The organism is Pelotomaculum sp. FP, from assembly GCF_004369245.1.
GTDB classification, from domain to species: domain Bacteria; phylum Bacillota; class Desulfotomaculia; order Desulfotomaculales; family Pelotomaculaceae; genus Pelotomaculum_C; species Pelotomaculum_C schinkii.
In genome coordinates this window covers 23035-47559 of the sequence record NZ_QFGB01000012.1, presented here as the reverse complement: position 1 = coordinate 47559, position 24525 = coordinate 23035, and the positions used below count along the sequence as shown (strand labels likewise).

Sequence of the window (24525 nt, the reverse complement as noted above, 5' to 3'; positions counted from 1 at the left end):
GAACCGTCCCACTGTCGCTGTTTAGATGGACAGGGCGTCCATGATGGCGTCACGCACCGGCCCGTAGGACGGGTCAACAATGGTGTGGCTGTGGTGCGGTCTGGAAAAGGGTACCTCAACTTCCAACTTGACCACGGTCGGGCGCTCCGAAAGCACATAGACTTTGTCGCAGAGATACAGAGCTTCGTCCACATCATGGGTGATAAACAGCACTGTTGGCTGAAATTGGTCCAATACCTGGATCAGCCAGGTATGCATTTTCCTCTTGGTGATGGCGTCAAGCGATGCAAACGGCTCGTCCAGAAGCCAGATGCCGCTGGAAAAAAGGTAGGTCCGTAAGAGCGCCGCCCGTTGCCGCATACCGCCGGAAAGCTGGCCTGGATAATAGTGCTCAAAGCCCTGCAGCCCGAATGTCCTGAGGTGCTGTTCAGCTTCCAGGCGGGCCTTTTTTTTGGGCATGCCCTTTAAGACCAGGGGTATGCTGACGTTGTCCAGGACGTTAAGGTTGGGGAGCAGGAGGTCCTTCTGGCGCATGTAGCTGGCCAGGCCGGTGCTCCCCGTAACAGCCGCCCCTCCTATGTAAACATTCCCCCGGTCGGGCCTCATCAGCCCCGCGATAATATTAAAAAGTGTGCTTTTGCCGCAGCCGCTCGGGCCCAGTACGCCGGCGATTGCGTGGTCCTCTACTTCGATATTTATTTCCTGGAGGGTTAAAACGCCCCCCAGGGTCTTTTTTATTCCTTCAGCAACGACTTTAGGCAAGGCGCTACTCCTTGGGCAGGAATTGGTTGGTGTAGGCTTCTTGATAGTCGAGGGGCTTTTCAATCAGAGCCTGGGAATACATCCAGTCGGCGTATTTTTTCCAGCGCTCACCGGACATCTCACCCCAGCGGGGGGCGTCTGCCCGGTACTCCTTGGACAGGTACTGCTGGCTGGCCATGACCAGCTCCCTGTTTAACTCGGGTACACAGTCAAGCAGTACCTGCCCGGCTTTTTCCGGGTCCTTGATACAGTAGTCATAGCCCCTCGCGGTTGCTTTCATGAAAGCGGCCACCAGTTCCGGGTTGTTCTTGACCGTATCTTCGCTGGCAATCAAGACCGGGGTGTAAAAGTCGAGGGCGGCGTTATAGTCCCTCAAGTATATGAAATTGAGGGGCACGCCTTTGAGCTCTGACTGAATGCCGTCCCAACCCTTGAAAATCCAGGCGAAATCAATATCTTTGCTGACGCTGGTGAGAAAGTCCGCCGAGCCGATGTTGATGATCTCAACTTTATTAAAGTCGGCTTGATCCTGGTTCATGAGGGCCTTCAGCATGGCTTCCTCGGCTGGAGAACCCCAGCCCCCATACTTCTTGCCCTCAAAGTCCTTGGGGCTCTTGATCCCTTTTCCCGCTGGCGATGCAAAGCCGGAGGTGTTGTGCTGAATAACAGCCGCCAGCGCCTTGACGGGGATGTCCCTGGTCCTGGCTATGGTTACCTCTTCCTGGTAGCTGAAGCCGAAATCGCCCTGCCCCGACGCGACCAACTGGGCCGCTCCGCCTTCACTGGGCTGCACTATATCCACGTCCAGTCCTTCTTCTTCATAAAACCCTTGTTTTTGAGCTACGTAGACTCCGGTATGGTTGGTGTTTGGAGTCCAGTCCAGGATTACCGAAACCTTTTTGAGAGGTTTTTCCTCCTGCGCCTTGTTCCCGCCGCAGCCCGCAGCCAGCAGGAGTGTTAATAAAGCGACTGCCAGAACTATCTTTTTCATTACAAATCCCTCCATTCTGTTAACCTGTTCCAGGGAATGACCAGTCTTTCAATAAGGGCTACCAGCGCAAACAGGGCCGCGCTTAAAACGGTGATGGTAAGGATGGCCGCGAACACGCGGTCTACCTGGAACGAGCGCTGGGCAATGGTCATGTACATGCCCAATCCCTCCTTGGCGCCCAGCCACTCGCCGATGACCGCTCCCATGACGCTGTAAGACGCGGCTATCTTCAGCCCGGAGAAGAAGGATGGCAGCGCCAGAGGCAGTTTGACCATCCGGATTATATCCAGCCGGGTGGCTTTCATCGACCTGAAGAGCTCGAGGTACTCCCTGTCAACAGCCCCCAGCCCCCCCAGCAGGCTTAAAGCAATCGGAAAGAAGCAGACCAGGATTACTACGATAATTTTGGGCATGACGCCGTACCCGAACCAGATTATGAAAAGCGGGGCCACTGATATGATCGGGACGGTCTGGGAGGCGATAAGCAAGGGATACAAAGCTCTCCTCAGAAGGAGGACCTCGTCCATGACGAAAGCCAGAACAAAGGATAAGATTATGGCCAGGGTAAAACCTGCCAGGCATTCCATCAGCGTTGTTTGCGCGTGTTTAAGGATTAAGGGCAGGTTGTCTGCCAGGGTTCGCGCAATGAGGGCGGGACCGGGCAGAATCCATTCCTGGACGGCTTTCCAGCGCACCAGGTATTCCCATGTAACCAGCAGCAGGACTACAAATCCCAGTGGGAATGCGCCGTTAACGATACTTGTTAATTTTCTCCTCAATCGTGACACCACCTGCCTTGCAGTCTATTTTAACCACCGACAGGACCCGTGTGGCGCCATTTTGCAGGCAGATCTCTTGCGCCCTGGCTACGATTCCCAGGAGCAGGTCAAGTTCTCCTTCCATCGTTGTCTCCATGGGGCCGACAACATATTTGACGCCGGACTCCCTGATCAGGTCAATTACCTTGTCTACCACCGGGTAAACCTCCGCCTCGGGTACGATTGGGATGACCTGCAGGCTGACGTTATAGAGCACTGACAAAAACCTCCTTTAAATTAAATTAGGCCTTCTGCCTGCAGGCAAAAGGCCCGAACGCGCTCACTTAAAGCACGATCTAGCTTGTCCCTACGCTGGCATTACCCAGATCAGGTCTGTGGGTCAGAACCAAGTTCTTTCTCAGCCGAATAGCTTCAGCTCCCCGCATAATATACAAATGTATGGGAAATTAAATATACTGATAAAAACTGTCAGGGAATAATTATCCATTAACTTTAATCTTAACCATAATGTTCATGAAAATCAAATAATTTTTATATTTTTGCAGGAAATAGCCGTTGTGGAAATCCAGCAAGATTAGCTGCGACTTAATAAATTTCTACAACATTCCCTTAAAAACCTTGTTGCGAATCTAATTCGCACCCGTATTTTCAATGTAGTGGTTAAAACAACTTTATTTGGGGGCATTCATATGAACAGGCTCTACCGATCCCGTAAAAACAAGATGATTGCAGGGGTCGCTGCCGGTATGGCCGAGTATTTTGAGGTCGATGTAACCCTTGTAAGGCTGCTATGGGTCCTGTCGGTAATGCTTGGCGGCAGCGGCATTCTTGTTTACATCATCGCAGCGGTTGTTATACCTGTTGAAAACGACCGTCCGGACATCCCTGTTGAAGGAGCGCGGGAGGCGCAGGGAGAGCCAACGGCCGGGTACCAGTCGCCTGGTGAAAAAAAAGGCTTGCGTGTAGATTCGGAAAAACGAAGGCGCAACGCCGGTCTCCTGTTGATCGGGCTGGGCATCATCTTTCTGGTCGGACAAACAGTCCCTCACTATTTTTTGCGTTTTTCTTGGCCGCTGTTGATCATTGCCCTGGGGATTTATATTCTGCTCCACGGTTCGGGAAAGGAGAGAGACCGGTGAGTGTCGGGACGTTCATTCTCGGGATGGCGCTGATCCTGTTTGGGACAGCGATGCTCTTGATCAATACGGGGTACGCCTCGCGTGAGATGTTAGCCCAGTCGGCCGGGCTGTGGCCTGTAATCTTGATTGTTGTTGGGCTGAGCCTTTTTTGGAGAGGGCGTATACCCCGCTGGTTTGCTGTTCTAGTGATTCTTGCTCTTGCGGCAGGTATTGTCGCATACATTCTGCTTGGAGAGGGGTTTTCCCCGGGCAGAAACGGCATCAAGCAGATTTTTGAAGGAATAATATTTCGGTCAGTCTCTGTCTAATGCTCTGAGCAGGGTATGCAAACAATCTTGCCGCCTTTAACACGGACACGCGGCTCCATAACCTGTTCCCCGCATACGGCACAGGTGTGAGAATCGTAAATCTTGGCCTTATCGGGAAATTCAATTTCAACGTCCCGGATCTCACAAAATTCATCGTCGGGCAGATCCAGGATATAGCGGATGCGTTCCTGCTGGTGGTCGTGGAAAGCTTTACGTTCTTCAGCGGAGGCTGTCCCGCCGTAAACTTTATCCCTTAGCTCTTTCAACGAAGGGGCCTTTCGCCTTGCCGGACCTTTGACAGCAATCCGTACAGCACGTCCGCTGTTGCGGCAAACAAAAGTATAGACCTGCTTCCCCAAGTCGTTAAAGACAAGGTTTCCTTTGCCGAAGGTGCAACCGGTCAAAACCTGGATAGCGTCCACGCTGCAGGAGTCATTTTCTACAATAGCGATCAGCTCCTCGTCGGCGGCTCGAATGGCCTGAAGTTTTTGTAAAGCAATTCTGGCTACGTGGTAACCTGTAGCTATGCCCGGGCAGCTGTGGCCGTGGAACTCAATAACCTTATCCCAATCGCTTTTTTCTGTACACATTAAATTTACCTCCTTTTACTAGTTTGCATTTTGATCATCACTCTATTATAACGCCAAACACGGTCAGATAGTAAAGATACATAACCGTGTCAGAGAATGGAAAACCTACCCTGAAAATACATTTTCATCATACGCGGCGCCGCCGGCGGCATGGACAACTACTCAGGAACAACCAGGAGGAGATGGGCAATGCAAAAGCAGTTACTACACAATTTGTTGGGCGGGATTAAGTCCCCGGCATTCGAAGTAACCTATTGGGACGGTACAACGGAGCGGTATGGCGCCGGCGCTCCTTGCTTTAAGCTGTTATTCCGCGAAAAACTACCGGGCAGGAAGTTTGTCCAGGACCCGGTGCTGACCTTGGGTGAAGCCTATATGGATGGGGTGATTGACTTCTTCGGAGACCTGGAGGAAATTACCAAGACTGTACTGCAGGGTAAAGAGATTTTTGAAGGCCGTTTCAAAGGCCATGCTTTAGCCCGGTCTTTCCCCCGCAGGCTGAGGCCAAACTCCCTGCGTAAACAGCAGGAAGACATTCAGCAGCACTACGATCTGGGGAACGATTTTTTTTCATTGTGGCTGGATGAGACCATGAGCTACTCCTGCGCCTATTTTCAAAGCCCTGCGGATTCCCTGAGTAAAGCACAAAACCAGAAAATTGACCACGTCTTAAAGAAACTTGAGCTGAAGCCGGGCGAAACTCTATTAGATATCGGCAGCGGCTGGGGCTGGCTGATCATCCGGGCCGCCCGTGAATACGGCGTGAAAGCGATGGGGATTACCCTGAGTCAGGAGCAGTTTGAGGAAACCCGGCGCAGGATTAAGGAGCTGGGTTTGGACGGCCAGGTGGAGGTTGAGCTGATGGATTACCGGGTCCTGGCGTCCGGCGGGCGTGTCTTTGATAAAATAGCCAGTGTGGGGATGTTTGAACACGTAGGCCGGGCCAACTATCCGGAATTTATGAGCTCCTTGAGGAGACTGTTGAAGGAAGGCGGCCTGGTACTGCTGCATACCATTTCCCACCTCAAGGAGGGTCCCGTAAACTCCTGGATCGAAAAATATATTTTTCGTGGCGGTTATATACCTTCCCTGAGGGAGGCAATATGGCAACTGGCGGACTATGATTTTCATGTCATTGATGTTGAAAGCCTGCGGGTCCACTATGCCATGACTCTGGAGCGCTGGGCTGAAGGCTTTGAACATAATGTGGACAGGGTGAGGGAGATGTTCGGTGAACGCTTTGTCCGGATGTGGCGGCTGTATCTTCATTCCTGCGCCGCCAGTTTCCGGGTGAGCGGACTGAATGTACACCAGATTCTTTTCTCAGGCGGGCTTAACAACAACCTGGCCTTGACCCGTGAGCATTTATACAGACAGGTAGAATGCTAAATGACGATCCGTCCTGAGAAGGGTCTTGTGCTAAAATGATGAGGGTGCGGATTTATTCGCACCCATTACTATTCTCGATACAATCATCCCTGACTGTTTATTCACTTAGGTGTTGATTGCAATTTTGTCTCTGCTTTAGCTTTGCGGACGGTAACTATCCTGCCCAGTACATACACCGCCCCAAAGGTCAGCATGGTCCCGATGACGCCTGCGGCTGATGTCGCTGCCTTTTCATTCTGGATACCCGGAAAAAGGTAATCGGGTATTGGCGAGCTCAAGACCTGTTCCTCGCCCTTGTCGAGGAAGCCTTGGTCTTCAGCAACCCTTTCCAGCCCGTCCGGACTGGATGAGGCGAAGGGAGAAAGTAGGGCGGCCACGACCAGGGCGGACAATAAAAGGATTAGTACTGTTTTTTTCGTATTCATGCTTGACCCCCTTACCTATGCTTTTTTCTGCTGCCAGGTTGGCTTCAAGCCGACGCCCCGCACGTAAGACACTACGACTACCGTAATTAACCCTTCGCCGATACCGATTAAAAAATGCCAGCTGAGCATTGCCGCCAGGGCGACATGAAAGGGGACTGTTCCGGATAAGGCCAGTTCCACTGTGGCGGCCAGAGCGGCGGCGATCACGGAGGACCAGGCTGCCAGGAAAATAGCCGCTTGCTCAAAACGACTCTTGCCGGATACAAGTTTATATACTCCATATGCGACCAGGCTGCCGATAAAGGCCATATTTAGAACGTTGGCGCCCAGGGCGGTCAAACCACCGTCATTGAAGAAAAGGCACTGGATAATCAGGACAGTTGAAATGATCAGTCCGGAACACCAGGGACCAAGCAGGACTGTAGCCAGGGTTGCGCCCAGCAGGTGGCCGGATGTGCCGCCCGCTATGGGAAAATTGATCATTTGGGCGGCAAAGATGAAGGCCGCCAGCACACCCATCACCGGGATCAGACGCTCATTGAATTCCTCCCGCACCTTTTTCAGACTGTAGCTGAGAGCCCCGGCGCCAACCACTGTTGTGGCAACCCAGGTCTTGGCGTCAAGAAAACCGTCCGGTATATGCAAAATATCACTCCCCAACAAGTAATTGCAATATTATTCTGTTTATAGACTCATATATGTATCAGTTTATCACCCCCTTTACAAACAAAAAACCACGGTTGTCCAAATGATCAGGACTTAACCTCCGTGGTTTGTTCACAGTGTTAGATTTTATTGATTAATACGTTTTAATGCATGACAGCTTCAGCCGCCCCTTTTCATTTAAATTTTACATGAGTCAAAAGGCCGTGTCAATGAAATATTGGCCTTCACCATATGTTTTATAATAATTCGTTAATCCCGTTCAAACCTTCCAAAGCCCCGCAGGCCAGTGGGATATGAGGGCCGGGTATAAAGGGTTCGCGGAGGTTGATCCTGATTACCGAGGTTACCACGAAGCAGTCCAGCTGGTAACGGGAAACCCAGTTCAGCAGCAGGGTAAACCCATGGTGGGGCAAGGTCTGGCGGTAAAGGTTGGCGCGATGGCCATAGAAGCCCCAGCCGAAGGCGGGGTTAGCCTGAAAGTGGGAAGGGTTGGCGGCATCCACAAAACTGAGTCCCAGTCGTTCATACATGGGGTAGGCTTTCCAGAATCCCCGGTCGCCCCTAAAATCAGGCTGGCCGGAATCAACCCCCATGCCTGCGCCTGCTGTAACCACGAGTGTCCGGGCTTTTTTAAGGGCTTGAGCCGCTTTTGCAAAATTTTCCCGCTGTTCCAAAATGCAACCCCCTGGCGTGTAGTTGCTGTCAAATATAATATCTCAGCATCCATTTTATTGCAATAACAGACAATTACAGATGTTTAAAATATTTTACTTAATACGGGGTTTAAGGTTTTAAATGGTTAGTAAAGATGATATAATGGTAAGGCCTGCTAAAGATCGATAGACATCTCCTTAATCAGGGTTGATAATTCGTCCGTGCAGAGCATTCTAGGAAAGGAGATGTTTTTCTTGTTTACAGGCAAAACTTTAGTATGTAAGGATTGTGGCATGGAATTTGAATTCACGGCCGGGGAACAGGAGTTTTTTGCCGAGAAGGGCTTTACCAACGAGCCTTCCAGGTGTCCCGCCTGCAGGGCGGCCCGTAAAAACAGCCGTGGTCGTGAACAGGGCAGGTTCGCAGGTGGGCAGGGCAACAGGCCCAACCGCCAGATGTATGAGGCAACCTGTGATGACTGTGGTCAGATAGCCAGGGTGCCGTTCCAGCCGGACGGATCCAAGCCTGTTTACTGCAGTGAATGCTTCCGTAATTACCGTCGTTACGCCGACTAAGTCATGAAAATAAGCCTTAAAACAAAGGGAGCTGTTAAAGGACAGCCCCCTTATTTGTTTTTTATTTTTTCTTACCCGTCTTGATCGGGGCCGGCCGGGAGGAGGCGCCCAAATGGTATTTTTGTAATTTCCGTACCACTGTGGACTGGTTGATTTCCAGCGCCTTGGCCATTTTATAGGTATTTTTGTACCGGCTGTGGGCCATGACAATCAGCTGTTTTTCCAACTCCTCGGTCGCTTCCTTTAAGGGATAGATGTCCAGAACATAAATCCTGTTGGGGAACCTGCTTTTTCCTTCAAAGATATAATCGGGGAGGTGGCCTACGCCTATCTCGTTGTCCTCTCTGGTAACAAGGAGCCTTTCCACAAGGTTTTCCAGTTCGCGGACATTGCCGGGCCAATTGTAATTTTTTAGGATTTCTAACGCCTCACTGGTAAATTGTTTATTCGTCTGATATTTTGAGTTAAGCTTTTCAAAAAAGTAGTCGACCAGGACCGGTATGTCTTCCTGTCTGTAGCGGAGAGGAGGGATGACAATCGGGATCACGTTTAACCGGTAGTACAAATCCTCTCTGAACAGGCCTTCAACAACCATCCGCCGGATATCCCTGTTGGTGGCGGCTACAAAACGGATATTTACATCAACATACTTGCTGCCTCCGATGCGAATAAGTTTTTTTTCATGGATTACCTGCAAGAGCTTAACCTGAAGGCCTAAAGGGAGTTCGGTTATCTCGTCGAGAAAAACAGTACCGCCGCTGGCCAGTTCCAATAGCCCTTTTTTCCCTTCCTTGCGGGCTCCGGTAAAAGCGCCGCCTTCGTAGCCAAATAATTCCGACTCTAAAAGATTTTCCGGGATAGCGCCGCAATTAATGGTGATAAAAGGACCGTCCGAGCGCTTGCTCAGCTTGTGCAGCCTGGAGGCGAGGACACCCTTGCCGACACCTGATTCACCTGTAATCAGCACGGTTGAATCGACCTGGGCTACCTTGTCGACCATTTCCAGCACCCGTTTCATCTGGGGGCTCTCGGCTATCAGCTCACTGCTTCTGGCTTTTTCCTGGCTCAACTTCAACAGCTGCCGGCGGTAACTTTCCGCCAACTGCTCGGTATTTTCAAGTTGTTTTCTAAGGTTTAATAGTTCCGATATATCCCGTGAGTTTACAACCACACGGGTAATCTCCCCGTTTTCATTAAAGATGGGGTTGCCTGTAACAATCAGGTGCTTCCCGCTTTTGGTGGTTTGCGTCATGGTGACACGTTTCTGGTCCTGTAAAACAATCCTGGCCACAGATTGGTTGAAAAAGCCGCTTTTTTCCAGATCTTTAACGTTTTTGCCGAGAAGTGTTCTGACTGGAACTCCGTAATAGCTTTCCCCAACCTTGTTGATTCGTTTGGTTAAACCATTTCCATCGATAACAAAGATCTCGTCATAGGAGGAGTTGAAGATATCCTCCAACTCATTAATCTGTTCTTTTTGCTCGGCTATTTCGTTGCGCCAGTGGGAAATATCGGACAGTAAAATAACAAAACTGATAGCGCCGTCATTAATGTCAACCCGGTTGGCGGCATAGGTTTTATCACCAACAGCTATTTCAAATGACTGGCCGGCTGAAATTTGTGTTAACAACCGGGCGCTTGTATGCAAAGCTTCAGCAGCTACTTGATTGGAAAAAATAACATTATTATTTTTGTCATAAACGATAAGACCGACCGGCAGCATTTCGACTAACTTCTCCCAAAGCAATAGCAACACCCCAAATATGCAACTGATTGATTTCCACGCTTATTTTCAAGAAAAACGGCGCCCATGTACAGGAATTAGTGATGTCATGAGCACCGCTGCTTGAGAATTCACCTTGTTAAAATATATTAACAATATTGATTTATTTTGTCAAAGAGTATGTTTTTGATTATTTTAATAGCGGCTTACCCATCGGGAACTTCATGCCGGCGCCCTCGAGGATCCCGCCTGCAGCCATGACTATGCCGAAGAACCCTGCGACAAAGAATCCCCAGCCGCTTAAGAGGGCCAGACTGCCTACTCCCCAGTAAACCAGGGCCAGGCAGGCAATACCGACATCTGCGCCGATTACCGAGATGGTTGCGGCTGCGGGAGAGTATTTGGCGAAAATGGGTGTGGTCAGAACGAGCACGATCCCCAAAATAGCCCACTCGTAACCCAGGATGCGGGCATCCAGCTCCCACTTGTATATAGGCGCGAAATAGGTGATGGCGTAATTCAACGCGGAGGCGAAGGCAAAAAACGAGCCGAAATAGGTCCAGGTCACGCCGCCGGCAACATTACCCAGCTTTAACTGGGTTATTCCCGCAATCAGATAAGGGATGGCGCAGGCTAAAGACAGGGCAGCCATGAATAGCAGCGCCGAAGGCTTCACATATCCTACCAGAAACGCCCAGGCCATCCAGGTGGCGATAGAATAGGCAAGCCAACCAGCGGGTCCGGCATCAGCTATTTTTACGTTGACATTAACATCTTCTGCCATTAGATTTAACCTCCTTGATAATTTTTACATGTTGGGCCACAGGGGCCTGCCCGGACTTCCTGTTGCTCCTTCTTTGGCATACAATTTTTCAATGAAGCCCGTATCAAGGCTTCCCTCAGCAAATTCCCGGCTGCTGACAATAAGCAGGTTGGCCGGGATCGTAGTCTTGATGCCTCCGATTTGAAAGCCCATCAAACCCAGCTTGAGGTTTTTGATAGCGTCTGTCCGGTTAATTCCCCAGGAGATAACCTTGGCCAACAGCGGGTCGTAGTAGGGAGGGACCGTTCCACCCGCTTCGATAGCATGGTCAATTCTCAGGTACTGCGCCTCCATATCGGGAAATTCCAGGCTGGTGATGGTCCCCGGTGACGGGATAAAGGAGACCGGGTCTTCCGCATATACTCTGGCCTCGATGGCGTGCCCCTTAAACTCAATGTCTTTCTGAGCGAAATCAAGGGGTTGGCCGGAGGCTATGAGCAACTGCTGTTTGACTATGTCCACGTTGGTCAGGTATTCAGTTACCGGGTGTTCCACCTGCAGTCTGGCGTTGACCTCCATAAAGTAGAAGTTACCGTCTTCCGAGCGGAGAAACTCCATGGTGCCCGCTCCGTGGTAGTCCATGGCCAGAGCCAGTTTGGTGGTGTAGTCAAAGAGCTCCTTGCGGTCTTCCTCGCTGACCACCGGTGATGGTGATTCCTCGATTATTTTTTGATAACGGCGCTGGATGGAACATTCCCTTTCGCCCAGGCAGACGCAGCTGCCCTTGCCGTCGGTAAGGAACTGGATTTCAATGTGCCTGGGGTTTTGGATCTCTTTCTCAATGTAGCATTCAGAGCTTTTAAAAGCCATCAGACCGATCCTGGAAAGCCTTTCGAAAGCTTCTTTAGCCTGCGCTTCTTCTTTAACCAGTTCGATACCTTTGCCCCCGCCACCCTTGTCCAGTTTCAGGACGATGGGATAGCCACATTCAGAAGCAAACTGGTAAATCTCAGCCGCGTCTTGAATAATGTCGATGGTTCCGGGCACCACCGGAACGCCTGCGTCCGAGGCAATCTTGCGGCAGAAGCATTTGGAGTCGATAGCTTTTAAGATGGCTGGTGGAGGGCCAACCCAGGTGGCGCCGGCCTCTGCGACAGCCTTGGCAAAGGCGGCGTTTTCTGAAAGGAACCCGTAGCCGGGGTGAACAGCATCAGCTCCGGATGTCTTTACCGCGTTGATGATAGCCTCAATGTTCAGGTAGCTTTTAACCGGGTTGGCGGGGCCGATATTGTAAGCCTCGTCTGCTTCCTTGAGGTAGCCCATGTTCTTGTCGGCATCGGAGTAAATTGTTACGGGTTTTATACCCAGGTCGCGGCAAGCCCGCATTACCCTGTTAACAATTTCTCCGCGGTTGGCGATAAGCAATTTTTTCATCTGTTCATCTTCCTTTATAATCTTAAGCTTCCAGGATAACCATCGGGGAACCGACTTCCATTTCGTCCCACTCTTGGACCAAAATAGTTTTTACAACTCCGTCAGAGGGGGCAACGACGGAGAGCTCGGTTTTCATGCAGTTAATAACTGCAACCTCCTGACCCGCCTTAACCTGGTCCCCTTCATTAACAACTACCCGGGCTACCAGTCCTGGCATATGAGCTTTTGCTACTACTTCCATCTTTGTGATATCCTCCTTTTTACTTATTGTTTTAAGCGGCGCCGAGTTGCTTGAGCGGAATGCCTGCTTTCTCAAAAGCCTCTTTAACTTTTTTGACAACCTCGGCGGCATTGGGAGAATCACCGTGGCAGCATATTGTGTCTCCCGCGGCGTCTATAACTTTACCGCTGATGGTCGTTATTTTTTTGTCTCTCGCTACCATGATAGCGCGTTCGGCAACTTCTTCCGGCGATCTTGCTTTCTTGGTCCGTTCCAAGACCCAGTTGCCGTCGTCATCGTAGCTTAAGTCAATCAAGATCTCGGCGGCCATGTTCAAGCCCAATTCCAGTCCGAGCTTCCAGATCACTGTGTTCCTCGGGATCATCACGTACAACCCGGGGTTGTATTGCGCCACTGCTTCGAGATAGGCCCTGGCATAGCGCTCTTCATCGTGGACCATGCGGTAGAGTATGCCGTGCGGCTTGATATGCTGCATGGTCATACCATTGCTCTTTAAGAACGCGTCCAACGCGCCCAACTGGTACAGGGTGTCGCATTTTAATTCCTCCGGGGTGATTTCCATGCGGCGCCTGCCGAAGCCTCTTTTGTCTTCCAGGCCGGTGTGGGCGCCCACTGCAACCCCGTACTTTTTGGCCAGCATCACTGTTTCCTGCATGACCAGGGAATCACCGGCGTGGAAGCCGCAGGCCACGTTAGCCGAAGTGATATATTTCATCACTTCCTCGTCATTGCCGAGCTTGTACCTACCGAAGCTTTCACCCATATCTACATTGAGATCCATTTTTTCACTCCCATTGCAGGCGGTTTTACGCCAAAGATTTCTCGGTGAACAAGGCCTTTTGCTCAATGCGAGCCTGGAGAGCTTCCTCTTGTGTGCTCATGGTAAATTTAATAAAATCTCTTGAAGGAGTCCCCTGGCCCACTTTCCACAGGTCGGCATTGATTATGCTTAAAACGTTTATATATCCTCCGAGAGTGGGCCCGTCCGCAATTAAGATGATGGGGGTGTTGCCGCAGACGTTCAGGCAGCCGCGCATTGCGTAAGCATGGTCCACGATGTTCGAGGGATGGCTCCCGCCAACTCCACCGTCTTCCCTGGCAAAGAAATTGCCTTTTACCTCATCGATGCGGTAAGCTGAACGGTTTGAGCTGTGCTGAATCTTGAAGGAATGGCTGAACAAGAAATCCATTCCTTCTTCTGTAACATAATCCGGGCACGTGTTGGGACCTGGGATGGCTCTTAAGTCCCATACACGGGAATATTCCGGGATAACCTCTTTTTTGAGCTTTCTACCCAGCAGGTTTTTCAAATCCTGATATGGCTTGCCAAATGGTAAAACGTCTTCGGCCTGGAGTTTCCTGCCCTTGAAACCACCGTAACTACCAAAAATGCAGGTTGACTTGCTGCCCAGGTATAACGGCACATCAATACCGCCAGCCACACCAATATATGACCTGAAGCCGAATTCACTGAAATGAGAGAATTTCAGGACGTCACCCTTTTTCACTTCAAAGGATTCCCACACGGGGACCGGCTGGTTGTTTAAGGTGGGCTTCATATCCGTGCCGGTAATGCTGAGTACGGTATCGGCGCCGATTTCGGCTTCAAAATAACCGCCCGCAATTTCTATCCCTGCTTCACCAGGCGGGTTACCCACAAGCAAGTTCGCAAATTCAAGCGCAACATTATCCATGGCCGCGGCAGGAGCCATTCCCTTGCCAAGATATCCCAGTCTACCCGGCCAATCTTCAACGATTGCCTCAATTCCCCCGTTCAATATCTTTAGCATACTATTTCCTCCCAACTGATTCTTATTTTTCGTTTATAGCCGGGGCGCAGTTTTGGTTGCCTCTTTTTGCTTCTCCTGAAATTCCTTGGCTCCTTTTTGAACTTCCTCTGAGTTGTAAAAATTCAAATAGTCCTTTACTAAAATTTGATCTTCTTTAATTTGATACTGGTAGTCGGTTTTGTTATGGACATGCTCGAAGATATCGAGAATATCCTTTTCCGTTACTTCAAAGAAACGGATCCTGTCTGCGGACTTGTAAAGGAACGGGCTGTCTTTGAACAGCGGGTGTTTTTGGCTGAACTGGAATGTTGGTATCGTCCTGCCAAATAATTGGTAACCGCCTCCGGTAGGCGTAGTATAGGTAAATATACAAGGTCCGCCAATACCCACCGCTCCTTCCGGGGTCCATGTCCGGGGAGGGTTATATTTTGGTACAACAATTGCGCACCTGGGATCCATCGGCCAGAAGAACCCGCCACCAGGCCAGAATCCGCCGCCGCTGTTGTACCATTCAGTACCCAGTACTTTATTTTTTATTTCTTCAACTGAGATCCCGTTGCACAACGCCATATACTCAAGGTTATATCCGTTAATCACATTCGGGGCGCCCGGGCGGACTTCTTTTACGTACTTGGCCACAGCTTTTTTGGTTTCACTGTCTTCCCAAGCTATTGGAAGACTAATCAGGCGTGATTCAACGACGATGTCCTCAATGGAGGTCAATGAATCTTCAACTTCCTTGATTTCACCGATTAACTTTCGAACTGATAGAGCTGCGGGGTCAAAATGAAACATATTTGTTCTAATCCCGGGCACTGTTTCAATTAAACCGTTTAAATTCTTGGCCAGGACCAGATCATTAATAGCCTGGATCCTGAATGAGTCCTGTAAATTGGCTCTTTGTTCTCTCCCGTACTCTACCTGAAGAAAACCGTCTCCGGCTTGGCGGAAGAGGACTTCGAGCCTTGACTCGTTCTCCGGCAAGGTGTCAAGAATTACGTCGTAGTTCTTTTGTTCCATGAAATTTAGCCTCCTTTTACCATGTTAATACTGCGTTCGAAATGAATACCAAGAGTTCAATGGTTGCTGGCTACTCTTCTAAAGATTATTTAACCACCCCTTTATGCCCGAATAATTAACCCACACAGCTTTGTGCACTGTTCTTCTTTGAAAGAATAAACCCACATCCCGGATTCTCATCCTTGATACTGTCTGGCAAATGTGGGCACGAATTCATTCGTACCAGGATTTTACACCAAATGCTGGAAAATTTGTTGCCAACGTGCCGTGTTCGAATGAATTCGCACCTACACTCCAGGTGTGCATTCTTTGCTTATGCCGTATCAGGTATTGCTGTCAGGAAAAATCCCAATAAAATTGGAAGAATATTCTGTTACTTCCAGGGCTTATATGCCACTCTTTGGAGGAGTATGCCTTTGTCTTTAAAGAGGAAGGGCCCCACAGGGCGGGCATGTGACTAAGGACCGCCCATGTAAGCCTTTTTCACTTCAGGAGCATTAAGCATTTGGTCGGCCGGACCTGTCATGGTCAAGCGGCCTGTATTCAATGCAGCCTCGCAGATCACTGGGCTTATAAAGGCGGTCCCCACCCCCAGCCAAGCATTTGCGACTTTTCTTACCACCCCCTCAAAGTGTAATAATCATCCACCATGCGGGTTAACTCAGCTTCCGTAACCACCGCTCCGGTCTCCGGCAACGGTTCCCGGTGCAGGCGTTTGGGCAACCGGTCGCTGTCCCTTCCGAGGCCCTGCCGAAGGTTAAATTGGTGGGTCATGGTAATAATTTCGTTAGCCATCCGGCGCAGTTCCTCGACCGAGTAGTCGACGCCGGTCAGGGCTTTGAGCAGCGTCTGCAGCTTCGGCCACTGGAGCATGTCCCGGTAAAAAACACACAAAATCATGGCGTTGAAAATAGTCAGGCGGTCTTCATAGTCGATATATAAGGCGGCTTTGCCCTCCGTTGTGTCTCTGGGAATAACCCCGGTTAATTCCGGTTTGTAAAAGGTAGCCCTTAAGTGGCAGGCGCCGCGCGCTGAAGTCGCGTATCCCAGCCCTACCCCTTTGAGGACACGCGGGTCGTAGCCCGCCGGTTCCATGCCCTTGACATGAATGGCCACGTCCTCAAGGCCCAGGGCTTTGGCGGCCGGAATGATGCCGTCTGAGAACACAGCCCCGGCGCCTTGGCGGGTGGCGATTTCCACCAGTAGTCTGGCTGCCCCTTCAGAGTCCCCAAAAGCCGGGAAACTGGGGTTAATGCCCCTTGCGTTAGCCTCCATGGCCAGGGCGATGAGGTTGCCGGTTGACATGGTATCCATTCCGTAGCGATCGCATAAGTCGTTCAAATTAAGAATTTCTTCCATCCGGTCAATGCAGCACAGCCCGCCAAAGACATAGATGGTTTCATATTCAGGACCTTCAACTTTAAGGCCTGCTCTTGGTCCGTGCTCGACTTCGGCAAGTTTGCCGCAGGCGATGAAGCAGGTGGGGCAGGTTTTGGCTTTAACCTTGAAGTTGGTGATAAAGGCTTCCCCGCAGATCTTTTCCCAGCCCTCAAAGACACCCTTTGACCAGTAACGGGTGGGAAATGCCCTGGCTGAGTTAAGCAAGGCCACCGACTGGGTTGTGCCATACTTTTGATAGCCCTTGACGCCGGGTAAATCCTTGTTTTCTCTCAACAATTGCGAGGCAAACTCTTTCAGGAGATTTTCGTCAGCAACCGGGGTAACTTTGCTGCCGTGAAATACAACTCCTTTGAGGTTTTTACTGCCGAATACGGCGCCTAGGCCGCCCCGTCCGGCGGAGCGCCAGTAATTGTTTTCCACACATGCCAGGCGCACCTGGTTTTCTCCAGCCGGTCCGATGACCACCGCCTGGGCGCCTGCTACGCCAACCCTGGCCAAAACCGCGTCTTCAGCTGTATATGTATCGGTACCCCATAAATCTTTTGCCGGGTGAAATTTAACTCCGAGGTCAGAAATCTCAAGCAGCAAGGGTTCCTTTGCCTGACCTTCCAGGATAATGGCGTCATAGCCGGCAGCTTTGATTTTAGGCGCTACCTTGCCGCCCGAGTATGATTCGGCATATCCTCCGGTCAGGGGGGACCTGCTGTAAAGGCCGTACCTGCTGGACCCCGGCGCGCGTGTGCCTGTAGCCGGTCCAACCGTAAAGATGACCTTGTTTTCGCTACCCAGCGGATCGGCGCCCGCTTGAACCTCCTGCAGCAATAGGTGAGAACCCAAACCTTTGCCGCCCAAATACCTTCTTAAAATATCTTCCGGCAAAGTTTCCTCCCGGCAGGTTTGGCTTTCCAGGTCAACTCTCAGCAGCTTGCCATGGAAACCTTTCATCAATACCCCTCCAGCATGAAAAGTAATCTAATCTAATCTAAACATAGTTTGAATACTAAGACAATTTTTCGTATGGTATAATATAGATAACTGTTGTATTGCGTACTCCCAAAACCATGGGATCAATGCCAAATAGCATGCTATTTTCAATGCTTTTAGTAAATCTGCCGGGGCCTTGAAGCCTTGTAAATTAAGGGTTCCATATGAATGGATATTATAGGACGCTTTCCCAGTGTGTTACAAATCGCAGGTAGAGTATTTATGTAATGCAATATAGCATTAAAAGTTTAATTAATCTTAAAGCTTTTTTGGGATTTGCTGAAACTTTGCCGAGTTGCTTTGAATGCAATTGTGCATTCAAGAAATGCATTAATACATTTTGATTATTTAGTTAATTAGCATTTTTATAAAAAAAGTGCTCATGTCAGAAATTTCATAAGCACCATTGCTTAAAAGTATTATAAATTTGTCTGGATTTTACCATTTAGACTTTTCTCTGTCAAGTAAAAATTTAAGCGCACAGTTACCGTTGATGCATATATGCATTATTTTGGTAGTCTTTATAAGGGCTGGTGTCTGTTATAATAAGGCTTAGTGGCATTAACTGACTGTGCAGGCTTATTGGCATACTATTTGCTTGGCTTTTAAGGAATCAGTTGGATGAGAGCTCATGGCTGACAGAATCCCTGGAGGGAAGGAGGCAGTTTGGGGGAATTTCCCTTTTCTAATAAATAGGCGCCTTAAATCTTACATTATAAGGGGGAGCACAAAGTGGTCAAAATGAGAAACGAGGTTCCTGGCCCCAACGCGTTAAAGCTTATGGAAGAAAGAAATCGTTATGTGCCCAGAGGTATTTCCTACAGTTACCCGCTCTTTGTTAAGGAAGCTAAAGGGGCTATGCTTACTGATGTGGACGATAACCAGTTCATCGACTTTGCCGGCGGTATTGGTGTGGCCAACGCCGGGCATTGCCCGGAGCAGGTGGTGAACGCGGTTAAGGAGCAGCTTGACCGGTACATACACACCAACATAAATACGGCCATGTACGAACCGTACGTTCGCTTAGCTCATGAACTGTCGGATTTGACCCCGGGGGATTTCCCCAAAAAGACCATGTTTGCCAACAGCGGCGCCGAGGCAGTGGAAAACGCCTTAAAAATTGCGCGCAGGTATACCAAAAGGACGGGTATTATAGGGCTGGAATGCGCTTTCCACGGCCGTACCTTGATGACCATGTCTCTGACCAGTAAGTACAAGCCCTATAAGAACGGTTTTGGTCCTTTTGCCCCAGAGGTCTATAGAGTTCCTTCAGCCTACTGTTACCGCTGCTATTTCGGCTTGAGCTATCCTTCCTGTGAAATGCAGTGTGTCAAGAACCTGGCAAGGTTCTTTGTGGCGGAGACACCGGCGGAAAACATCGCAGCTTTAATTGTTGAGCCGGTACAGGGTGAAGGCGGTTTCCTCGTACCGCCGCCGGAATACCTGCCGGGTCTCAAGGAAATTTGCAACAAACACGGTATAATGTTTGTTGCAGATGAAATCCAGTCCGGCTTCGGACGTACCGGCAAAATGTTTGCCGTTGAGCATTTCAACGTAGCGCCCGATTTAATGACTATCGCCAAGTCGCTGGCAGCAGGCTTCCCCATAAGCGCGGTAACCGGGCGGGCCGAAGTTATGGAGGCTTGCGATCCAGGCGAAATCGGCGGGACCTACGGCGGAAACCCGCTCTCCTGCGTGGCGGGACTGCAAGTCATAGATATGATGAAGAAAGAAGACCTTCCCGGCAGGGCCGCCAAGATCGGAAGCTTGATCGTCCACAAAATGCAAGAACTGAAGGAAAAATATCCGGTCATTGGGGATGTGCGCGGTCTGGGCGCCATGGTTGGGATCGAACTGGTTAAGGATTTGAAAACAAAAGAACCGGCCAAAGAACTAACCGGCAGGCTGGCAAAGGAATGTTTCAAGCGCGGTCTGGTCATACTTACGGCCGGTATTTACAGTAACGTCGTCAGGGTCTTGTGCCCGCTGGTCATTACCGATGAGCAACTGAACGAGGCCATGGTCATCATGGAAGATGCTTTGGAGGAAGTATGTAAGGCCTAGTAAGATTGCCGGACAATTTGTTGATTGAAAAACAAGCCCCGCGTCCTATTAAAAGACGCGGGGCTTGTTCATCAGATCAGGTAATCATTGCAAGTGAACAGGGTTTCCAACAAAGAACAGCCTAAAACAAAACCACAACTTGAATCCCAAGGTAAATGTTGAATTGCGAAGAGAGCGGAGGATAACCCCAAGCCCACTACCCCAGAGGCTTTTCGAAAACCAGTTAACAATGACCTGTAGAAATGCTAATATTTAGGACTGGCAGAAATACCTTGTATTTTCCCTCTGCTGGGGCCGCATCAACACAGAGGGAAGTACCCGGGTAATGCTCCTGATTTGCGGATTACAGTCCCGGGTAATATTTTTTATTTTCGGTTTCCAGCAAAGCCAGCATTTTGGCGTAAAGTGAAGTTAGCGGTTCCTTGCCGACATCGCGTTGTTCGTGAGGCAGGTCCAGGTCAATTGTCTCAAGGATTTCGGTTGGCCTGGCTGAAAGGACCATAATCCGGTGTCCCAATAGCAGGGCTTCCATAATATCGTGGGTGACGAAGACAATGGTGCGGGGCGCAGCCTGCCACATTTTAACCACGTGCCGTACCAGACCCAGCCGAAGGGGCATGTCCAGTGACTTAAAGGGTTCGTCGAGGAGCAAAAGGTCATGCGGGAAGGCAAAGGCCCGGCAGATGGCGAGGCGCTGTTTCATACCTCCGCTTAAGGCTTTGGGATAGCTGTCGCGATATTCATACAGGCCCATCGTGCTGAGGTAGCTCTTGATAAGTTCCTGCTTTTCGGCTGGAGATACCACATCCTGCAGTGCGAAATCCAGGTTCCCGGCTACCGTTTTCCAGGGCAATAGCCTTGGCTCCTGGAACACATAGCTTACCCGGAGCCCGGCCAACCCGGTAATACGGCCGGCATCAGGCTGTTCCAGCCCGGACAGGAGCTGCAGGATAGTTGTTTTACCGCAGCCCGAAGGGCCGATGATGCAGAAGATCTTGTTTTTGCCGGCAGAAAAAGAAAAATCACCCAGGACCCTGGTTTGTCCCATGGTTTTATGGACCTGTTCAAATTTAATCAAGCTGACTATCACATCCAGTGGCTCAGTTTGCGGCGGGTCAGGTAGGACAGCAGGCGGTCCGTTACCAGACCCAGGCCGATTAGAGAAGCGGTCCAGGCAAAAAGGCCGGCTGTTTCCAGGTTGATCCTGGCCACAGCCATACTGGCTCCGATGCCTGTTTGAACGCTTAGGAATTCTGCCATGGCCACGGCCTTCCAGGTAACACCCAGGGCGTTGGAGACTCCGGCCATGAGGTAGGGAGCCACCTGGGGCAGGTAAATCTCCTGTATCACCCGCGCTTTGCTGATGCGAAAGATGGAAGCCATCTGCAAAAGCTGCCGGTCAATGCCGTTTACACCCTGGAAGACATTGATCACGATCAGAGGTACGGTAGTTACAAAAACGATAAAGACCGGCACCCCGCTAAAACCAATCCAGATCATCGCCAAAAGCAGCCAGGAAATCAGCGGGGTAACCTGTAAAACCACCACTGCCGGCCTGAAGAGGCTGGCTGCCACCGGGTTGAGGCCGATCAGAAGCCCGAGGGGCGTGCCCACACCCACTGCCAGGCCAAATCCAGCCAGTCCCCGCGCGATGGACTGGCGGCCTTGCTCCCATAGTTCTCCGCTGACTGCCAGGGAGCAGAAAGAACGCACGACCTCTACAGGCGAAGGTATGATTACATGGTTATACAGGCCGGACAGCATTTGCCAGAGAGCGATAAACAGGACCAGCCCGGAAAGCGGCAGCAGGCTTCTAATCGGCCAGGAAGAAGTTTTCATCGGGAAGCTTTCCTCCCACCATATCCGGCGACAATTCAAGAAGTGTGGTTAGATAGGTATTGACATCGGGTTTTGCCCCGCTGCCGGAAACGTATTTCAGGCGGGTGCGGGTCATGCTTTGGATAAACACCTGGGCAGGCATCTTCAGGTTCTTTTCTATCAGCGGGGCGGCTCCGGCCGGGTCGGCGACGGTCGAATCCAGTTCCCTGGCGTAGGCTCGTTGGAACTCGCGTAATGCTTGTGGGTATGCTTTGGCGAATTCGTTGCGGACAACCATCCCGGCCTGAGGCAGTTGGGCTGAGTCTCCTTCGAATTGTTGCCAGTCACTGTAGAAATCCCTGACTACCCGGGCTTCTTTGCTGTTTAACAGGACCTGGGTTACCATGGGTTCGGGCAGCACAGCATTTGTAACCAGCCCGTTGATCATCATCTGGGCTATTTCCGGCGATTCCAGGTAGTTCAACCGGACTTCGCCTGCTTTAAGCCCGTTCTTATCAAGCAGATACCGGGTCAGTACGTCTGGAGTAGAACCCCTGGCCCCCACATAAAGGTCCTGGCCGGTCAGGTCCCGCCAGTCTTGAACCGCGCTGTCAGCTGACACCAGGTAAAGTATGCCCCAGGTGCTGACATTGGCCAGGGAAATACCGACGCCTTTGTTATATAATTTGGCTGCCACGTTTACAGGCAGTACGGTAAAGTCCGCCTCACCCTTCACGGCGCGGGTGGTAGCCTCCTCTACGGACTTGTATATCACCAGTTCCACCTTGGTGCCTTTAAGCGGGTTCTCTTCAGCCATCTTGAAAAGCGGAGCGGTAGGAGGTCCCAACGGGGCCTGCACCACAATTTTCTCAGGAACGGCGGCCTTAACTTCCTTGCTTTCTGTGCCCTGGCTGCCGCACCCTGCCGTTAATAAAAGCACTGCAAGCAACGTCATTAACTGGACTGTTTTCCGCAATACTTGCACACCACCTTATAAGTATTTTGCGTGTCGAAAACCGTTCTTTTGTGTAGAATATGAATGTATTCTCTATACCTGGATTATTTCCTTCCTAGGTCTCCAGCATGGGGCAAGGGAAGGCTCCAAAGAAATCATTTCAGGATTTTTAAAATGCGGTTATTGCTGATGGCGACCGGGGAGGGTTTTGACGTGAGCGTAAAAATAGCTGATCCGCGCGCAAACATCATGAAGGGACGATATGTGTTCCCCTTCCTATCCTACCCGGGAGGGGAATTTTTATTGCCCGGGAACTGGTGTTCGTTGTATAATAGGCCTAGCAAAGAGGTGATGTATATGCGAACAGGCATAGCCAACCTGCCCTTGCATGGACACCATTGCCCCCGCTGGCTCTTTGACCGGATGGTTAAGCTTAGCTCGGCTATTATTGAGGCGGTGGTTGAGGAGTATGGCCCTGGAGAAGTACTGGAGCGGCTTTCCGACCCCTTTTGGTTCCAGGCGCTGGGTTGCGTGGTGGGGTTTGACTGGCATTCTTCCGGCCTGACCACTGTCTTATGCGGGGCTTTAAAGCAAGGTTTACGCCCCAGGCAACACGATCTGGGAATTTACCTGGCCGGGGGAAAAGCCATGGCTTCCCGCAAAACGCCGTCGGAAATCGAGGAGTACGCCGACCGTTACGGGCTTACCGTCGACGTGCCCTGCCTGCAGTACGCCAGCCGCCTTTCGGCCAAGGTTGACAATACAGCCGTACAGGACGGATTTCAGATTTACCACCATGTCTTTGCTTTTACCGGAGACGGCAGGTGGGCTGTGGTCCAGCAGGGCATGGACCAGGCGAACGGTTGGGCGCGGCGCTACCACTGGCTGGGGGATAAATTGGATTCCTTTGTGGAAGAACCCCATTCGGCCGTATGCGGTGAACCGGCGCGGGCTGTGTTAAATATGGTCGCCCTGGAGAGCGCCGGGGCCAGGGAAGCCTCGCTTTACCTGGCGCAAAGGCCGGATGAGGTTATTCGCACACTGAAAAAGATTGCGGATATGCCCGCTGACAAGTTTAAGACGCTGAATCTCCCGGCGGCTCATCCCGTTCCGGGAGCTAACCGTATTGAAAAAACCCTGGCCAGGCTTTATGATCTTCAGCCGTCCACCTTCGAGGGGATGCTGGCGACAGAAGGGGTCGGGCCTGCTACGGTCAGGGCGTTTGCCCTTGTCGCCGAGGTGATTTACAACGCGGGAGCAAGCCGTAAGGATCCGGTACGTTACAGCTTTGCGCACGGAGGTAAGGACGGGCACCCCTTTCCGGTAAACCGTCAGGATTATGACCGTTCTATCTCCATTTTGGAGAGGGCGCTGCGCCGGGCCAGGACCGGAGACACCGACAACCTGAAAGCCCTCAAAAGGCTTGCGGGCATCAGTGCCTTCGTATAAAATGGATGTGGGTATTATTTACAAAGAAATTGGGATAATTAAACTTCAAACGAATAGGAGGGAAAAACGTGAGTACGGAAAAATGCTTAAAGGAATCTTTTGCAGGAGAGTCCCAGGCTAACCGCAAATACCTGGCTTTTGCCAAAAAAGCCGATGATGAAGGGTATCCCGGTGTGGCCAAACTGTTCAGGGCGGCGTCTGAGGCTGAGGCGATCCATGCCCAGGCGGAACTGAAAGCCCTGGGAGGGATAAAAACAACGGGGGAAAATTTGCAAAGCGCCATAGACGGGGAAACCTACGAGTTTACGCAAATGTACCCCGGTTTTATCCAAACAGCTGAAGCTGAAGGGAACAGTCAGGCCAAAAAGGTATTTACCTTCGCCAACGAAGCGGAAAAAGTCCATGCCGATCTGTACAAAAAAGCTTTGGCCGCCCTGGACAGCAAGGCGGATACCGATTACTATCTGTGTACGGTTTGTGGTTACATTCATGAAAATAACGCTCCGGAGAAGTGCCCTATTTGCGGGTCTACTGCCAAAGCCTTTAAAAACGTCGGTTAAGCCGGGTAGAGACTGCCCCCCCCGGAAAAGGGACAGTCAATGAAA

General features: G+C 50.8%; 26 protein-coding genes and 1 riboswitch. Of the genes, 7 read left to right on the top strand and 19 right to left on the bottom strand.

Annotated elements, in window-relative coordinates:
* Positions 1–21: 21 nt before the first annotated feature.
* Genes Psfp_RS06880 through Psfp_RS06865 form a run of 4 tightly spaced genes read right to left on the bottom strand, consistent with a single transcriptional unit; the run spans position 22 to position 2794 of the window.
* Positions 22–762 carry an ABC transporter ATP-binding protein gene (locus Psfp_RS06880; RefSeq protein WP_192895296.1) on the bottom strand — a complete coding sequence of 247 codons (741 nt, stop codon included), beginning with the start codon at positions 760–762 and terminating at the stop codon, positions 22–24.
* Positions 763–766: 4 nt separating this feature from the next.
* Positions 767–1753 (bottom strand): ABC transporter substrate-binding protein, encoded by a 987-nt coding sequence (locus tag Psfp_RS06875; protein ID WP_134217810.1) that lies wholly within the window; start codon positions 1751–1753, stop codon positions 767–769.
* On the bottom strand, positions 1753–2532 hold the full coding sequence (locus Psfp_RS06870; RefSeq protein WP_134217809.1) for an ABC transporter permease: 780 nt from the start codon (positions 2530–2532) through the stop codon (positions 1753–1755). The genes Psfp_RS06875 and Psfp_RS06870 overlap by 1 nt, the downstream gene beginning before the upstream one ends.
* On the bottom strand, positions 2504–2794 hold the full coding sequence (locus Psfp_RS06865; protein ID WP_134217808.1) for a thiamine-binding protein: 291 nt from the start codon (positions 2792–2794) through the stop codon (positions 2504–2506). The genes Psfp_RS06870 and Psfp_RS06865 overlap by 29 nt, the downstream gene beginning before the upstream one ends.
* Before the next feature lie 64 nt (positions 2795–2858).
* Positions 2859–2964: riboswitch (TPP riboswitch) on the bottom strand.
* Positions 2965–3221: 257 nt separating this feature from the next.
* Here Psfp_RS06865 and Psfp_RS06860 point away from each other — a divergent pair.
* Positions 3222–3671 (top strand): PspC domain-containing protein, encoded by a 450-nt coding sequence (locus Psfp_RS06860; protein WP_134217807.1) that lies wholly within the window; start codon positions 3222–3224, stop codon positions 3669–3671.
* Positions 3668–3979, top strand: coding sequence for a DUF5668 domain-containing protein (locus Psfp_RS06855; protein ID WP_134217806.1), 312 nt, complete (start codon positions 3668–3670; stop codon positions 3977–3979). Before Psfp_RS06860 ends, Psfp_RS06855 begins: the two co-directional genes overlap by 4 nt.
* Here the strand turns inward: Psfp_RS06855 and Psfp_RS06850 are convergent.
* Complete coding sequence (locus tag Psfp_RS06850; protein ID WP_134217805.1) at positions 3976–4569, bottom strand: FmdE family protein; 594 nt, start codon at positions 4567–4569, stop codon at positions 3976–3978. The genes Psfp_RS06855 and Psfp_RS06850 overlap by 4 nt on opposite strands.
* Positions 4570–4758: 189 nt before the next feature.
* Between Psfp_RS06850 and Psfp_RS06845 the strand changes: the two genes are divergently transcribed.
* Positions 4759–5958, top strand: a complete 1200-nt coding sequence (locus Psfp_RS06845) for a cyclopropane-fatty-acyl-phospholipid synthase family protein (protein WP_134217804.1) — start codon at positions 4759–4761, stop codon at positions 5956–5958.
* A 101-nt stretch (positions 5959–6059) separates the two neighbouring features.
* Here Psfp_RS06845 and Psfp_RS06840 read toward each other — a convergent pair whose 3' ends face one another.
* The 3 genes from Psfp_RS06840 to Psfp_RS06830 all read right to left on the bottom strand — a co-directional run bounded on the left by Psfp_RS06840 (position 6060) and on the right by Psfp_RS06830 (position 7723).
* Positions 6060–6383, bottom strand: coding sequence for a PDGLE domain-containing protein (locus tag Psfp_RS06840; RefSeq protein WP_134217803.1), 324 nt, complete (start codon positions 6381–6383; stop codon positions 6060–6062).
* Between the two features lie 15 nt (positions 6384–6398).
* Positions 6399–7028 (bottom strand): energy-coupling factor ABC transporter permease, encoded by a 630-nt coding sequence (locus Psfp_RS06835; RefSeq protein WP_134217802.1) that lies wholly within the window; start codon positions 7026–7028, stop codon positions 6399–6401.
* Positions 7029–7285: 257 nt separating this feature from the next.
* Entirely contained in the window at positions 7286–7723 is a 438-nt protein-coding gene (locus tag Psfp_RS06830) for a Sir2 family NAD-dependent protein deacetylase (RefSeq protein WP_205079494.1), read from the bottom strand.
* A gap of 234 nt (positions 7724–7957) precedes the next feature.
* On the opposite strand from Psfp_RS06830, the gene Psfp_RS06825 reads away from it, so the two are divergent.
* Complete coding sequence (locus Psfp_RS06825) at positions 7958–8278, top strand: zinc-ribbon domain containing protein (RefSeq protein WP_134217801.1); 321 nt, start codon at positions 7958–7960, stop codon at positions 8276–8278.
* Positions 8279–8339: 61 nt separating this feature from the next.
* Here Psfp_RS06825 and Psfp_RS06820 read toward each other — a convergent pair whose 3' ends face one another.
* From Psfp_RS06820 to Psfp_RS06785, 8 genes are all read right to left on the bottom strand, one after another.
* Positions 8340–10025, bottom strand: a complete 1686-nt coding sequence (locus Psfp_RS06820) for a sigma 54-interacting transcriptional regulator (RefSeq protein WP_134217800.1) — start codon at positions 10023–10025, stop codon at positions 8340–8342.
* A gap of 166 nt (positions 10026–10191) precedes the next feature.
* Positions 10192–10785, bottom strand: a complete 594-nt coding sequence (locus Psfp_RS06815) for a hypothetical protein (RefSeq protein ID WP_134217799.1) — start codon at positions 10783–10785, stop codon at positions 10192–10194.
* A 24-nt stretch (positions 10786–10809) separates the two neighbouring features.
* Entirely contained in the window at positions 10810–12198 is a 1389-nt protein-coding gene (locus tag Psfp_RS06810; RefSeq protein WP_134217798.1) for a biotin carboxylase N-terminal domain-containing protein, read from the bottom strand.
* A 22-nt stretch (positions 12199–12220) separates the two neighbouring features.
* Positions 12221–12550: an acetyl-CoA carboxylase biotin carboxyl carrier protein subunit gene (locus tag Psfp_RS06805; RefSeq protein ID WP_134217797.1), complete on the bottom strand. Its 330-nt coding sequence runs from the start codon at positions 12548–12550 to the stop codon at positions 12221–12223.
* Positions 12471–13220: a 5-oxoprolinase subunit PxpA gene (locus Psfp_RS06800; RefSeq protein WP_134217796.1), complete on the bottom strand. Its 750-nt coding sequence runs from the start codon at positions 13218–13220 to the stop codon at positions 12471–12473. The genes Psfp_RS06805 and Psfp_RS06800 overlap by 80 nt, the downstream gene beginning before the upstream one ends.
* A 25-nt stretch (positions 13221–13245) precedes the next feature.
* Complete coding sequence (locus tag Psfp_RS06795) at positions 13246–14229, bottom strand: biotin-dependent carboxyltransferase family protein (protein ID WP_134217795.1); 984 nt, start codon at positions 14227–14229, stop codon at positions 13246–13248.
* Positions 14230–14262: 33 nt separating this feature from the next.
* Positions 14263–15249, bottom strand: coding sequence for a carboxyltransferase domain-containing protein (locus Psfp_RS06790; RefSeq protein ID WP_134217794.1), 987 nt, complete (start codon positions 15247–15249; stop codon positions 14263–14265).
* Positions 15250–15864: 615 nt separating this feature from the next.
* A complete protein-coding gene (locus Psfp_RS06785) occupies positions 15865–17595 on the bottom strand; it encodes an aldehyde ferredoxin oxidoreductase family protein (RefSeq protein ID WP_134217793.1) in 1731 nt (576 codons plus the stop codon).
* A 780-nt stretch (positions 17596–18375) separates the two neighbouring features.
* On the opposite strand from Psfp_RS06785, the gene gabT reads away from it, so the two are divergent.
* On the top strand, positions 18376–19698 hold the full coding sequence (gabT, locus tag Psfp_RS06780; protein ID WP_134217849.1) for a 4-aminobutyrate--2-oxoglutarate transaminase: 1323 nt from the start codon (positions 18376–18378) through the stop codon (positions 19696–19698).
* A 343-nt stretch (positions 19699–20041) separates the two neighbouring features.
* On the opposite strand, the gene Psfp_RS06775 is transcribed toward gabT, so the two are convergent.
* Genes Psfp_RS06775 through Psfp_RS06765 form a run of 3 tightly spaced genes read right to left on the bottom strand, consistent with a single transcriptional unit; the run spans position 20042 to position 22492 of the window.
* The gene (locus tag Psfp_RS06775) at positions 20042–20776 is read right to left on the bottom strand and encodes an ABC transporter ATP-binding protein (RefSeq protein ID WP_134217792.1); all 735 of its coding nucleotides are present in this window, start codon (positions 20774–20776) and stop codon (positions 20042–20044) included.
* A gap of 8 nt (positions 20777–20784) precedes the next feature.
* Positions 20785–21537, bottom strand: a complete 753-nt coding sequence (locus Psfp_RS06770) for an ABC transporter permease (RefSeq protein ID WP_134217791.1) — start codon at positions 21535–21537, stop codon at positions 20785–20787.
* Positions 21512–22492, bottom strand: a complete 981-nt coding sequence (locus Psfp_RS06765) for an ABC transporter substrate-binding protein (RefSeq protein ID WP_134217790.1) — start codon at positions 22490–22492, stop codon at positions 21512–21514. The genes Psfp_RS06770 and Psfp_RS06765 overlap by 26 nt, the downstream gene beginning before the upstream one ends.
* Positions 22493–22828: 336 nt before the next feature.
* Between Psfp_RS06765 and Psfp_RS06760 the strand changes: the two genes are divergently transcribed.
* Both Psfp_RS06760 and Psfp_RS06755 read left to right on the top strand, forming a co-directional pair.
* Positions 22829–23920 carry a DUF763 domain-containing protein gene (locus Psfp_RS06760; protein ID WP_134217789.1) on the top strand — a complete coding sequence of 364 codons (1092 nt, stop codon included), beginning with the start codon at positions 22829–22831 and terminating at the stop codon, positions 23918–23920.
* Positions 23921–23988: 68 nt separating this feature from the next.
* Complete coding sequence (locus Psfp_RS06755; protein WP_134217788.1) at positions 23989–24480, top strand: rubrerythrin family protein; 492 nt, start codon at positions 23989–23991, stop codon at positions 24478–24480.
* Positions 24481–24525: the final 45 nt, after the last annotated feature.

Excerpts from the sequence above, each read along its gene's own strand:
- Psfp_RS06800 (WP_134217796.1), bottom strand. The coding sequence starts at position 13,220 with ATGGATCTCAATGTAGATATGGGTGAAAGCTTCGGTAGGTACAAGCTC.
- Psfp_RS06760 (WP_134217789.1), top strand. The coding sequence starts at position 22,829 with ATGCGAACAGGCATAGCCAACCTGCCCTTGCATGGACACCATTGCCCC.
- Psfp_RS06790 (WP_134217794.1), bottom strand. The coding sequence starts at position 15,249 with ATGGAACAAAAGAACTACGACGTAATTCTTGACACCTTGCCGGAGAAC.
- Psfp_RS06810 (WP_134217798.1), bottom strand. The coding sequence starts at position 12,198 with ATGAAAAAATTGCTTATCGCCAACCGCGGAGAAATTGTTAACAGGGTA.
- Psfp_RS06850 (WP_134217805.1), bottom strand. The coding sequence starts at position 4,569 with ATGTGTACAGAAAAAAGCGATTGGGATAAGGTTATTGAGTTCCACGGC.
- Psfp_RS06875 (WP_134217810.1), bottom strand. The coding sequence starts at position 1,753 with ATGAAAAAGATAGTTCTGGCAGTCGCTTTATTAACACTCCTGCTGGCT.
- Psfp_RS06845 (WP_134217804.1), top strand. The coding sequence starts at position 4,759 with ATGCAAAAGCAGTTACTACACAATTTGTTGGGCGGGATTAAGTCCCCG.
- Psfp_RS06815 (WP_134217799.1), bottom strand. The coding sequence starts at position 10,785 with ATGGCAGAAGATGTTAATGTCAACGTAAAAATAGCTGATGCCGGACCC.
- Psfp_RS06795 (WP_134217795.1), bottom strand. The coding sequence starts at position 14,229 with ATGCTAAAGATATTGAACGGGGGAATTGAGGCAATCGTTGAAGATTGG.
- Psfp_RS06770 (WP_134217791.1), bottom strand. The coding sequence starts at position 21,537 with ATGAAAACTTCTTCCTGGCCGATTAGAAGCCTGCTGCCGCTTTCCGGG.
- Psfp_RS06785 (WP_134217793.1), bottom strand. The coding sequence starts at position 17,595 with ATGAAAGGTTTCCATGGCAAGCTGCTGAGAGTTGACCTGGAAAGCCAA.
- Psfp_RS06805 (WP_134217797.1), bottom strand. The coding sequence starts at position 12,550 with ATGCCGCCGAGGTTGTCAAAAAAGTTAAAGAGGCTTTTGAGAAAGCAG.
- Psfp_RS06840 (WP_134217803.1), bottom strand. The coding sequence starts at position 6,383 with ATGAATACGAAAAAAACAGTACTAATCCTTTTATTGTCCGCCCTGGTC.
- gabT (WP_134217849.1), top strand. The coding sequence starts at position 18,376 with ATGAGAAACGAGGTTCCTGGCCCCAACGCGTTAAAGCTTATGGAAGAA.
- Psfp_RS06860 (WP_134217807.1), top strand. The coding sequence starts at position 3,222 with ATGAACAGGCTCTACCGATCCCGTAAAAACAAGATGATTGCAGGGGTC.